Annotated in this window: 9 protein-coding genes; 6 read left to right on the forward strand and 3 right to left on the reverse strand. The window is 73.0% G+C overall.

The window, feature by feature from the left end; translation table 11 throughout:
- From B7L92_RS26475 to B7L92_RS26490, 4 genes are all read left to right on the forward strand, one after another.
- Positions 1-1,056, forward strand: a 1,056-nt coding sequence (locus B7L92_RS26475; protein WP_304364714.1) for a tetratricopeptide repeat protein, incomplete at its 5' end; no start/stop codon positions are given.
- A gap of 180 nt (positions 1,057-1,236) precedes the next feature.
- Positions 1,237-2,625 (forward strand): vWA domain-containing protein, encoded by a 1,389-nt coding sequence (locus tag B7L92_RS26480; protein ID WP_081239908.1) that lies wholly within the window; start codon positions 1,237-1,239, stop codon positions 2,623-2,625.
- A complete protein-coding gene (locus tag B7L92_RS26485; protein ID WP_107501608.1) occupies positions 2,622-3,665 on the forward strand; it encodes a hypothetical protein in 1,044 nt (347 codons plus the stop codon). The genes B7L92_RS26480 and B7L92_RS26485 overlap by 4 nt, the downstream gene beginning before the upstream one ends.
- The gene (locus B7L92_RS26490) at positions 3,662-4,930 is read left to right on the forward strand and encodes an ABC transporter substrate-binding protein (protein WP_081239901.1); all 1,269 of its coding nucleotides are present in this window, start codon (positions 3,662-3,664) and stop codon (positions 4,928-4,930) included. The genes B7L92_RS26485 and B7L92_RS26490 overlap by 4 nt, the downstream gene beginning before the upstream one ends.
- 140 nt (positions 4,931-5,070) lie before the next feature.
- Here the strand turns inward: B7L92_RS26490 and B7L92_RS26495 are convergent, their stop codons facing one another.
- The gene (locus tag B7L92_RS26495) at positions 5,071-5,931 is read right to left on the reverse strand and encodes a sulfurtransferase (RefSeq protein ID WP_170102245.1); all 861 of its coding nucleotides are present in this window, start codon (positions 5,929-5,931) and stop codon (positions 5,071-5,073) included.
- A gap of 533 nt (positions 5,932-6,464) precedes the next feature.
- Here B7L92_RS26495 and B7L92_RS26505 point away from each other — a divergent pair.
- A complete protein-coding gene (locus B7L92_RS26505) occupies positions 6,465-7,601 on the forward strand; it encodes a hypothetical protein (RefSeq protein ID WP_081239904.1) in 1,137 nt (378 codons plus the stop codon).
- Positions 7,602-7,730: 129 nt separating this feature from the next.
- Here B7L92_RS26505 and B7L92_RS26510 read toward each other — a convergent pair whose 3' ends face one another.
- Both B7L92_RS26510 and B7L92_RS26515 read right to left on the reverse strand, forming a co-directional pair.
- Positions 7,731-8,102, reverse strand: a complete 372-nt coding sequence (locus B7L92_RS26510) for a hypothetical protein (RefSeq protein ID WP_255311144.1) — start codon at positions 8,100-8,102, stop codon at positions 7,731-7,733.
- Positions 8,099-8,278 (reverse strand): hypothetical protein, encoded by a 180-nt coding sequence (locus tag B7L92_RS26515; RefSeq protein WP_081239906.1) that lies wholly within the window; start codon positions 8,276-8,278, stop codon positions 8,099-8,101. The genes B7L92_RS26510 and B7L92_RS26515 overlap by 4 nt, the downstream gene beginning before the upstream one ends.
- A gap of 481 nt (positions 8,279-8,759) precedes the next feature.
- Between B7L92_RS26515 and B7L92_RS26520 the strand changes: the two genes are divergently transcribed.
- On the forward strand, positions 8,760-11,441 hold the full coding sequence (locus B7L92_RS26520; RefSeq protein ID WP_255311145.1) for a SpoIIE family protein phosphatase: 2,682 nt from the start codon (positions 8,760-8,762) through the stop codon (positions 11,439-11,441).
- Positions 11,442-11,500 lie beyond the last annotated feature (59 nt).

Here is an 11,500-nt window from a genome sequence, read left to right on the forward strand (position 1 = left end):
GATACGGCCTCGGCACCGGCCCTCGACCTCGGCGCCCCCACCCCCACCGAGATCGCCGCCTGCCTGCCGGTGCCGAGGCCGTATCCGGGCGATCCGCAGACGGCGCGGTTCGAGGTGAGCAGCGGCTACGACCCGGGCCAGCTCCTCGAACAGGAGGGCGTAAGGCCGCGCTCGGTGGAGATCTGCCTGCACAACGTGCGCGTCCTGCTGGGCCGGAACACCCGGGAGGACCTGGAGCGGGCCCAGGAGGAGCTCGACACCGCCGACTCCGTCCCCGGGCCGCCCGCCGTGCGCCGGTGGCGGCTGGAGTGGCACCGCGCCCTGCTCGCGCTGCGCAGCGCCGAACTCGACGACGACCCGCGGCAGGTCGCCGAGGCCAGGAGCCACTTCACGCGGGTCCACCTCGAACTGCCCGGCGAGTACGCCCCCAAACTGGCCCTCGCCTACTGCACGGAGCGGCTCGGCGACGACCCGGCCGAGCCCACGGCCGGGGAACTGTACGAGGCGGTGTTCGCCCGCAACCCCGCGCACGGCGGCGCCGCCCTCGGCCTGGCCAGGCTCGCGCTCCGGGCGGGCGACCGCCGGGCGGCCATCGACGTGCTCGGCCGGGTCCGGCAGGGCACCCTGGACCACACCGTCGCCCGGATCGCCTCCTTGCGCATCCGCGCGGCCCGGCTGCCCGGGGACGGTGACCCGCTGCCCGCGCCCACCGAGGTCGACGCGGCGCTGGCCGAACTGCGCGGCCTCGTGGGCCGAAGACCGGGCGCCGGGAAGCCGAGCCTGTCCGAGGACGAGGCACTGCGCCTGAGCACCGAACTCCACGAATGGAAACTGGACGCGGTGCACGGTCTCAGCGACCGGCCCGGCTCCCCGGGAAGGGGCGCCGGACGGCTCGACGCCCGCGGTCTGCGGCGTCTGAGCGCGCCGGAGCGCGAGTTGCGCAGGCAGATGGAGTCGCTCTACCGGCGACTGGCGGCACGCCACCAGGAGCCGGCCGCCGCCCACGAACACCTGGTGGACCTCATGCACGCGGTACGGCCCCAGACCGTGTTCTGACCGCACGGCACCCCAGACCGACCCCCGGCACCACAGATCGGCTCCACGGCACGACCGACCGACCGCACCACAGATCGGCCCCCCGGCACGACCGACCGACCGCACGGCACGACCGACCGAATCGGCACCCGGCACACGGTGTGCCGCGGCGACGAAGGTGAAGGAGCGGTGACGTACGACATGAGCAGCCACACCCGGCCGCCGCAGCCGGGCATCCGACTGCACGTCGACCTCGGCGGCGATCTGCGCCCGCACCGGAGCGCGAAGATCGAGGCCCATCTGCGGGTCGACGTGGCCGCCGACGGCGCTCCCACCGACCTGCCCGCGGTCCAGCTCGCCGTGATCATCGCGGTGGACGTCGCCGAACACAACCGGGCAGCCGTCCGGCACGCCCTGCCGTCGGCGCTGCGCGCCCTGCCCGACCGCATCTCCTTCGCCGTGCTCGGCAGCGGCCCCGAGCCGGTCCGGTGCTATCCGCGGGGCGACGACGAGTGGGCCGTCGCCGACCGGGAGGAACGGCGCCGGGCCGCCTTCGTCGCCGGATCGCTCCCGCTGCACCGGGAAGGGCCGCGTCCTGCCGGGTACGCCGCCTGGGTGGCCGGTTCGCGCGCCCTGCTCGCCGGCCGGCCGGTGTCCGTACGCCATCTGGTGCTGATCACCGATGGCAGCAGCGCCGCCGGCGACACCCGCCTCGAGGAGGAACTGGACTCCTGCGCGGGGCAGTTCACCTGCGACGTGTTCGCCGTGGGCGCGGACTGGGCTCCCGACCCGCTGCTGACCCTCGCCGAACGGCTGCACGGCACGGCCGAGTTCGTGGACGACGGACTCGGCCACGCGATCACTGCCGCCATCCACCGGCTGCGCCGGGTGCACACGCCCCACCTGCCGATCGAAGTGACCGTGCGGCCCTCCGTGCGCCAGGTCTCGCTCAGCGAGAAGGCGCCCCGGCCGCACCGCCTCGGCGGGCTGCTCCAGCCCGGCCGGCCGCACCGCTGGAGCTTCCCGACCTACCAGTGGGAGCAGGGCGGACGCGACTACCTGCTCACCCTGGTCGCCGACTCCGACGCCGACCCGCTGGAGACCGAGCTGCAGTTCGCCATGGTCTCCATCGGCGACGTCCACGCGCCCGTCACCGCCCGCTGGCACCTGCCCGGGCAGTCCCCGCCCCACGACCCGGCGGGCGCCGACAGCGTGCGGGGCCTCAACGCCACCGCCCGGATGCGGAGCGCTCTGCGCCAGGGGCTCGTCGCCCTCCAGGAACACCAGCGGGACACCGCCGAGGACCGCCTGGGGCAGGCCGCCCGGCTGGCGGCGCGGTTCGGCACGGACTGGGTGCTGGACGAGATCCGCACGGTCGCCGACATCGAGGACGCGGCCGCGGGGCGGGTCCGGCTGCGCGCCGTCGACGCCGGTACCCTCGGCCCGCTGATCCTGCGCGCCGGGTCCCGTCCCGGCGGCCCCCTGGCCGACGCCGTCGGCGCGCGGCCGGGCCCGCGCTGCGGCGACTGCGGCGCCTCGGCCGGGAGCGAGGCCCGTTACTGCATCGCGTGCGGGGAGAGGCTGCTGTGACGACCGGACGCGCCGCCTCCTGGCGCCGGCTCTCCCCCGCCGCTTTCTGGCGCCGGCGTCTGCGCCCCTGGCGGACCCGCCGGCTGCTGGAGGTGCACCTGCTGGTCCTGTTCCTGCTCACGGCCGTGGCGTCGACCGCCCTGTTCCTCTCCTGCCGTCAGGCCCAGCACGGCGCCGAAGCACTCGCGTCCCGCGAGGCACCGGCCGTGCAGGGGCTCGCCGCCACCCGGCTCGCGGCTCTGCGTGCCAACCAGGAGGCCCACGCCCTGGTGGAGATGGACCTCATCGGCGTCGCGGGCTCGGGCGAGACCTACCGGTCCCAGCTCTCGGCCGCCGACCAGGGCCTGTCCCGGATCGCCGACCGCACGGACCAGGACCTCGGCACGGTCAAGGGTCTGCTCGCCACCTACAGCGACTCGCTCAGCCTCGGCACGTCCCGCTACCGCGACCAGCCCCTCATGCAGGAGCAGAAGCTCGTGGAAGCGGACTCGCTGCTCACCCGCGAGGGGGTGGGGCTCGTGCCCCGTCTGAAGGCACTGCAGCAGGTCCAGATGAAGCACGCCGAAGCCACGGTCGCCATGGGGCGGTGGCAGCGCGGCGGGTGGTGGCTCGCCGAACTCTCCCTGGTCCTGGTGGCGTTGACCCTGCTCTCGGCGCTGTTCGTGCTGCGCGACCGCTGCGGCCGCGACTGGAACCCGTACCTGCTCGCGGCCTTCGTCCTCACCGTGCTGCTCGCGGTGGTCCCGCTGATGGCGACGTCCTCCACCCAGGACGACCTCAACGGGGTGATCGGGGATCTGTGGCGGATCACCGAGAGGTCCTGGCAGATCACCGAGACGTCCTGGCGGAGCGGCCCGGAACCGGCCGAGGCGCAGCAGTTCGTCACGGGGGTGTCGGAGGACGTCCGGCAGAAGATGGCCGACGGCGCCTGGACCGACCGGGTGTACCGGGGCGCTTTCGTCGGCAGCCTGCTGGCCATCGTCCTGCCCGCGCTGGGGCTCGGTCTCCGGCTCGACAACGACTACTGGAGGCGACGGTGACCCGACGGTTCAAGATGCTGGTCCTCGTCGTGGTCATGCTGCTGATCACCGCCGGCGGCATGGTGGTGGTCTGGGCCCAGCACGACGAGGAGGAACCGGTGACCATCCTCGGGACGTGGACGGCCAAGCAGGCGGAGCAGTTCGAAACCGTGCTGCGGGGCTTCGGCATCCCCTTCCGCTACCAGGGCACCGCGGCCCAACGGGAGGTGCTGCTCTCCAAGGTGCAGTCGGGGGAGCCCCCGGACATCGTGATCATGCCGGGTCTCGGCGAACTCGCCGAGTACGCCGACCAGAACCTCCTCAAACCGCTGGACGGCCTCTACGACCCGCAGGAGTACGGCGCACCCTGGAAGTCGACCGGCTCGCCCTCCGAACACGTCTACTGGGTCCCGGTCAAGGCGGACCTGAAGAGCATCGTCTGGTACCGCAAGGGGCACCGACCGGACAAAGCACCTGACTCGATGAGGAGTTGGTGCATCGGCATGGGCGATGACGGCGCCTCCGGCTGGCCCGGCACCGACTGGATCGAGGACCTCGTGCTGCAACGGGCGGGCCCGGACGTCTACGAGAAGTGGGCGCTGGACACGGGCGAGGTGGAGTGGTGGCGCAGCGCTCCGGTGCTCACCGCCTGGGAGGCGTGGGCCGATCTGCTCCGGCGGGACGAGAAGGCGGCCGAGAACGCCCTGCTCACCGACCACCGCGGCGCCCCGGACGGCCACGGGCTGCTGTTCGACGACCGGGGCGGGTGCACCCTGGAGCACCAGGGCTCCTTCGCGCTCTCCTTCTACCGGGACGACGCGAAGCACGCCGACCTGATGGACTCCGCTCCGCTGCTGCCCGGAGGCGGCAACCGGGCCCGGGCCCACGAGGTGACCGGCGACTTCGCGGCGCTGTTCAGCGACCGCCCCCAGGCCCGTGCGCTGATCCGGCGGCTGGCCTCCGAGGAGGGCCAGCAGAAGTGGGCCGAGCAGGCGAACGTCTTCTCGGCGAACCGCCGGGTGGAGCCACCGGGCGACGCGGTCGAACACGAGATCGCCCGGCGGCTCGGGAAAGGGCCCCGCTGCCTGGACGCCTCGGACGTCATGGCGCCCGCCGTGCGGGACGCCTTCTACGAGGCCGTCCTGCTGACCATCGCGAGGACCGCCGACGGGCAGGACCCCGACATCCCGGGCCTCCTGCGGGATGTGCAGAGGGTGCAGGACGCGCAGTCCGCGCAAGGCGTCGACAGCGGAGCGGCCCCGAAGCGGGTGTGCAGTACGCGGTGAGCGAGGGGAAAGCGCTCCCGCACGCCGGACGGCCGGCCTGAACCGGCCGGGACCAGTCGAAACCGGTCGGCCCGCCGGACGGCCGGCGGCCGGCGGGCCTCCCCCGACGGTTCGGGTCCGGGGAGGCCGGGTGAGCCGTGTCAGTCGACTTCGAGGGGGAGGGCCGGGTCGGCGGCCCACTCGGTGAGGGAACCGTCGTAGACGGCGACGTCGGGGCGGCCGAGGGCGGCCAGCTGGAAGGCCAGAGCGGTGGCGGCGATGCCGCTGCCGCAGTACGTGATGACCTTCTTGGACTCGTCCAGGGCTCCGGCCTCGTCGAAGAGCCCGCGGACCTCGTCCGGGCCGCGGAGGCGGCCGTCGGCGTCGGCGAGCTCGGGGAAGGGGACGTTCGTGCTGGAGGGGATACGGCCCGGCCGGGCGTAGGTCTGGCGGGTGCCCGCGAAGGTCGGCCGGTCGAGGGAGTTCACCAGCCGGGTGCCGGGGTCCTCGATCGCGGCGAGGACCGCGTCCTTGTCGGCGTAGAGCTCGGGACGGCGCCGGGCGGTGAACACGGCGGGCTCGTTGGACTCCACGCCGCTCTTGACCTCGTGCCCCGCCCGGATCCAGGCGGGGAGACCGCCGTTCAGCACGGACACGTCGTCGAAGCCCTCGTACCGCAGGTTCCACCACAGCCGGGTGGCCCAGATGTTCGGGCCCTGGTCGTAGACGACCACGTGGGTGCCGGGGCCGACGCCGAGAGCGCCGAGCCGGGCGGCGAACGTCTCGCTGTCGAGCGCGGTGAACGTGGTGGCCGCGTCGGGGTCGGCGAGGTCGTTCAGCAGGTCGGCGAAGACGGCGCCGGGTATGTGGGCCTTCTCGTACGCCTGGCGGCCCGATTCGACGTCGTAGTAGCCGTCGCCTTCGGGCTGGGTGAGGAAGGTGGTCGCGTCGAGGATCCGGATCGCGGGGTCCCCGAGGCGCTCGTGCAGCCAGGCCGGGTCCACCAGCAGGGGGTGAGACATGCGGATCTCCATTTCTTGCATCCGTTCTTACGGACCCCGACGAAACGCCGAGGTGTCCTACAAACGTACCTGTTTGAGAAACATGTCTCAGTAGGTGGACACCTGGGTGGTTCGGGGCCTCGGAAACGGCACATGGCCGGGCGGGCGGGCCGGCCGGAGCCTCTCCCCCGTCGGGATCGCGGTGGGTCTCTGGGGCTCTCCCCCGGGGCGCGGGATCCCGGCAGCCACAGGGTCGGGCGGGAGCGGATCGGGCTCCCGGCCATGGCGGTGGTGCTCCTCGCACAGCCCGAATCCGCGGACGGCACGACCGTCGCACGCGCACCGGACGATGGCGGGCGGATGCGCCGAGCTGCGGTGGTGGACGGCTTCCACGCCGTCGCGTGAGACCTTCCACAAAGACGCCGGAGGGCGGGACGGCACCCCGCTCGAACTCCGGTGCGCCCCCTCCCGGTTCCGCGTCGGCGGACCGGCCCGCACGCGGCGTGCAACCTTTTGGGGTGGTGAACGGTCTCCTCAGCGATCTTCCTGATCGCATGCATGAGGAGACCATCATTTCCGCCATACGCAAGACCCTCACCGCCACCGCCGTCGCCACCGCGGTCCTGGCCGGTTCCGCTGCCTGCGGAACGGTGGAGAACCTGTCCGCCGGACAGAAGCTCGACCGGGCCTTCGACAAGCTCGGCAAGGAGCGTTCGCTCTCCTTCGAGCTGGACCTGGACGCCGACGCCGCGACGCTGAAGGCGATGGACGCCGAGGCGGAGCCCGGCGAGGAGATGCCCGACGAGCTCGCCGAACTGTTCAGCGACGCGCGGATCTCCTTCTCCGTGCAGTCCAAGAAGCCGCTCGAGAAGTCCGAGGAGAAGGACCTCAGTGCCGTGGCGGTGAAGCTCAGCGGCCCGGACGGAGCCCTGTTCGAGTACCGGATGGTCGGCGACTACACCTACCTCCGCGTCGACGTGGACGCGTTCCCGCAGATGATGGGCGCCCCGATGCCGCCCGCCGACGAACTTCCGGACAGCGCCGGGGCGTTCAAGAAGCTCCTCGAGGGCGAGTGGATCAAGATCGCGACGAAGGAGCTGGAGGAGGTCGGCGAGGACATGGCAGGGGCCGAGGGCCCCGAGGGCGGGGCGCCCTCGGCGGAGCCCACGCTCGACGCCAAGACGCAGAAGAAGATCGTCAAGGCACTGCGCCAGGTCATCGCCCAGGAGGTCGACTTCAAGACCTCCGGCGGGTCGGACGGCACCGAGCACATCAAGGCCACGGCCCCCTTCCGCACGCTGCTGACCGAGCTGTTCGACGAGCTCCGCCCGCTGGCGAAGGAACTGCCGCCGGGGGCCGAGCTGCCGACGGCCAAGGACTTCAAGGACGCGCCGAACAAGAAGGTCACGGCCGACTTCACGCTGAAGAACGGCGAGCTGACCGAAGTCTCCGTGGACCTGGCCAAGTTGGCGGAGAACGCGAAGGTCAAGAAGTTCGCGCTGGTGCTGCGCATGGGGAAGGGCGAGAAGGCCGCGGCTCCGGCGGGAGCCACCGAGGTGCGGATCGACGAGCTCATGGAGGGCTTCTTCGGCGGCATCCCGGAGGAGGCGTTCGGGGAAGAGGGCTTCGGAGAAGAGGGCTTCGAAGAGGGCTTCGGTGAGGAGGAGTTCCCGGAGGACGCACAGGGGTGACACCCGTCGTGGGTGACGCGCGGGGCGGCGCACACGAAGGCCGGGTGGCCGCCCGCCCCGCCCGCGCACCCGCCCGCCGTGCCGCCGACGGCGACCCCGGCTCCCGCCCCTCGTGAACTCTCCGGGCGCTCAGCGAGGGGCGCGGCGCGGGAAGCGTCCGGCCAGGAGGCCGTAGACCACGACGGCGGGCACGGCGGCCACGGCGCAGGTGACGGCGTCGGCGGTCAGCCTCTCCGCGTGTTCCCTGAACACGTCCAGCAGGGAGAAGGCCGTCACGGCACCGACCGCGCCCGCACCGAGCGAGGCCCGGCCGTGGGCGCGCAGCCAGGGGAAGAACACGATCGCCGTCGTCATCGCCGCGGGCCCCACGACCGGGAGCTGCGCCTCCCCCATCAGCGTCAGCGCCGCGTACGACAGGGCGAGGACGAGCCAGAAGAAACCCAGGAGGACACACGCCCGCCGTCCGGGGGGCGGCGTGGACCCGGGCCGTGTCGCGTTCACCGCGATCGGGCGCGGAGCCACAGGACGCCGGCGACGGCCGAGCACAGCAGCCCCAGGGCGAGGACCGGCAGTCCGGGCCCGGGCAGGACCCACGTCACCAGTCCGGCCACGGTGAGCAGGACGGCCGCGATCGACGCCCACCACGCGTGCGCGCGTCGTGCGGAGTACATCGTCATGGGGTGACTCCCGGGGACCGTGGACCACGTGGCCGACCGGACTTCTCGGCGCGCCGGCCAAGATCGTAGCCCACCCGGGGAAAAGGGGAAGTGCCGACGGCGTCCGCCGGGGTGGGGGCCCGGGAGCGGGGACCGCGGGAAACGCCGGAGTCCGTTCCTCGGCGGAAAGGGGGCCGGACCGTCGCGGCGGACGCCCTCGGTGACCGGCCGTGACCGTACCGGGGCGGGCCGGGAAGAGTACCTTTGACTTGTTCGTGAGGAATACGAAGAACATTCCGGTACCTCGCCCGGGTCGGACGATCGGGAGGAGGAAGACGCAGCAGTGAGCGCACATCCCCGTCGCCCTCCGGCTCCGTCGTCCGGCCTCACCGTCCGCCGCCGGGCACGCACGGTATCCGACCGGCAGCGGGTCGAGAGCAAGGAGCGGGGCCGGGATGCCGACCGCTCCCGACCACGGCGGCCCGCGGGGTGGCTGCGGTCGCTGTTCCGCGTGCGCAGCGTCGCCGGCCAGGTGTTCCTGCTGCAGGTGGTGGTCACGATCCTGGTCGTCGTCGCCGCGCTGGTGGTCCTCGTGCTCCAGGCCCAGCACAACAGCACCCACGAGGCCCGGCTCCGGTCCATGGACATCGCCAAGACGTTCGCGTACTCCCCGGACACGTCGTCGGCGCTGGCCGGCCCCGATCCGGCCAGGACGCTCCAGCCCCTCGCCGAGAAGATCCGGCGGGGAACCGGTGTCGACCTCGTCGTGGTGTTCTCGCCGGACGGGGTCCGCTACGCCCATCCCGACCCCTCGCTGATCGGGACACTCGTACCGGCCCCGCACAGGCCCGTGGGCGCTCCGCACACGGACGCCATCGAGACCAGTGAAGGGCTCTCCGAGGTCTCGTTCGTGCCGGTCACCGGGGCGGACGGTACGACCCTCGGCTCGGTGGCGGTCGGGATCACGGTGCAGAAGGTGGCGAGCGCCGCGGCCGAGCGGCTTCCGGTCCTCCTGGGGACCGCGGCCGGGGCGGTGGCCCTGAGCGCGGGCGGCACGGCGCTGGTCAGTCGGCGGCTGCTGCGCCAGACCCGTGGTCTCGGCCCGGAGGAGATGACGCGGATGTACGACCACCACGACGCGGTGCTGCACGCGGTGCGGGAGGGCGTGCTGATCACGGAGGACGACGGGCGGCTGGTGCTGGCCAACGACGAGGCACTACGGCTGCTGAACCTCCCGCCGGACGCGGAGCAGCGGGACGTCGGCGACCTGGGCCTGGACCCGGGCATCGTCGAACTGCTGCTGTCCGAGGAAACGGTCACCGACGAGGTGCGTCTCTCGGCCGACCGGTTGCTGGCGATCAACAAGCGGCGCACGGCTCCCGGCGACGGACGCGCCAGGAACGTGGTGACGCTCAGGGACACCACCGAGCTGCGGAAGCTGTCCGGGAAGGCCGAGATGGCGCGCGAGCGTCTGACGCTCCTCTACGACGCCGGGTCGCGGATCGGTTCCACCCTGGACGTGGTGCACACCGCGCGGGAGCTGGCGGACGTGGCGGTGCCGCGCTTCGCCGACCTGGTCACCGTCAAACTGGCCGAGGAGGTGCTGCGCGGGGAGGAGCCGTCCGGGGTGCCCACCGGGATGTGCCGGGTCGCTCTGAGCAGCGTTTACGCCGACCAGCCGCCGGTGGCGGTGGGCGAGAGGATCCCCATCTCCGCCGACATGCCCCAGGCCCGGTGCATGAAGAGCGGGCGGGCGGTGCTGGAGACGGGTCCGGGCGCCGCCGAGACGTGGCGGACGCTGGATGCCGGGCGCACGGAGCGCGCCCTGGACGATGACGTCCACTCCCTGCTCGCGGTGCCGCTGCGGGCCCGCGGCACGATCCTGGGGGTGGTGGACTTCTGGCGCTCGCAGCGGGCCGAGTCGTTCGACGAGAGCGACGTGCCGTTCGCCGAGGAACTGGCCGCCTGGGCCGCGGTGGCACTGGACAACGCCCGCCGCTACACCCGTGAGCACACCATGGCGGTCACCCTGCAGCGCAGTCTGCTGCCCCGCGGCCTGCCGGAGCTGAGCGCCCTGGACGTGGCGCACCGTTACCTGCCGGCCCGGGCGGGGGTCGGCGGCGACTGGTTCGACGTCATCGAGCTGTCCGGTGCCCGGGTGGCCCTGGTGGTCGGGGACGTGGTCGGGCACGGGCTGCACGCGGCGGCCACCATGGGGCGGCTGCGCACCGCGGTGCACAACTTCGCCACCCTCGACCTCCCCCCGGACGAGCTGCTGGCCCGTCTGGACGATCTGGTGGCCCGTCTCGACCGGGAGCGGGTGGAGCCGGACGACGAGGAGACGATCCTCGGGGCCACCTGCCTGTACGTCGTCTACGACCCGGCCTCCGGCACCTGCTCCATGGCCCGGGCCGGCCACCCGCCGCCCGCCGTCGTCCGTCCGGACTCCACCGTGACCTTCCCGGACCTGCCCGCCGGTCCGCCGCTGGGCCTGGGCGGCCTGCCCTTCGAGGCCACCGAGGTCCAGGTGCCCGAGGGAAGCCGGCTCGTGCTCTACACCGACGGGCTCATCGAGAAGCGCGGCCGGGACCTCGACGTCGGTCTGGCGCTTCTGCAGAACGCGTTGTCCCAGCCCGACCTGACCCCCGAGCAGACCTGCCGGGCCGTCCTCGACGCCCTTCCCCCCGACCACGCGAGCGACGACATCGCCCTGCTGGTCGCCCGCACCCGGGTGCTCGGCACCGATCAGGTCGCCGGCTGGGGCGTGTCCCGCGAGGCCTCGGACGTGTCCCGCGTCCGCGCGGACGTCTCCCGGCAGCTGGAGGCATGGGGCCTGACGGAGGTGGGTTTCGCCACCGAGCTCATCCTCAGCGAGCTGGTCACCAACGCCATCCGCTACGGCAGCACCCCCATCCATGTCCGCCTGCTGCGGGACCGCCATCTGATCTGCGAGGTGTCCGACGGCAGCAGCACCTCCCCGCACCTGCGCTACGCGGCGACCACCGACGAGGGCGGACGCGGCCTGTTCCTCGTCGCCCGGTACGCCGAACGCTGGGGCACCCGGTACACCGCCACGGGAAAGGTCATCTGGACCGAGCAGCTCCTGGACGGCGGGCGAGGGGAGCCCGAGGAGACGCTGAGCGACGACGACCTGCTCGCGCAGTGGTCCGACGCCACCCTGTGAGCCCGGCGAACGCCCGCGATCGCGGTGCCCGTCGTGGTGCCCGGAGCGCTCCGGGCCGG

The sequence above is a fragment of the Streptomyces viridosporus genome, assembly GCF_002078235.1.
Lineage (GTDB): Bacteria > Actinomycetota > Actinomycetes > Streptomycetales > Streptomycetaceae > Streptomyces > Streptomyces viridosporus.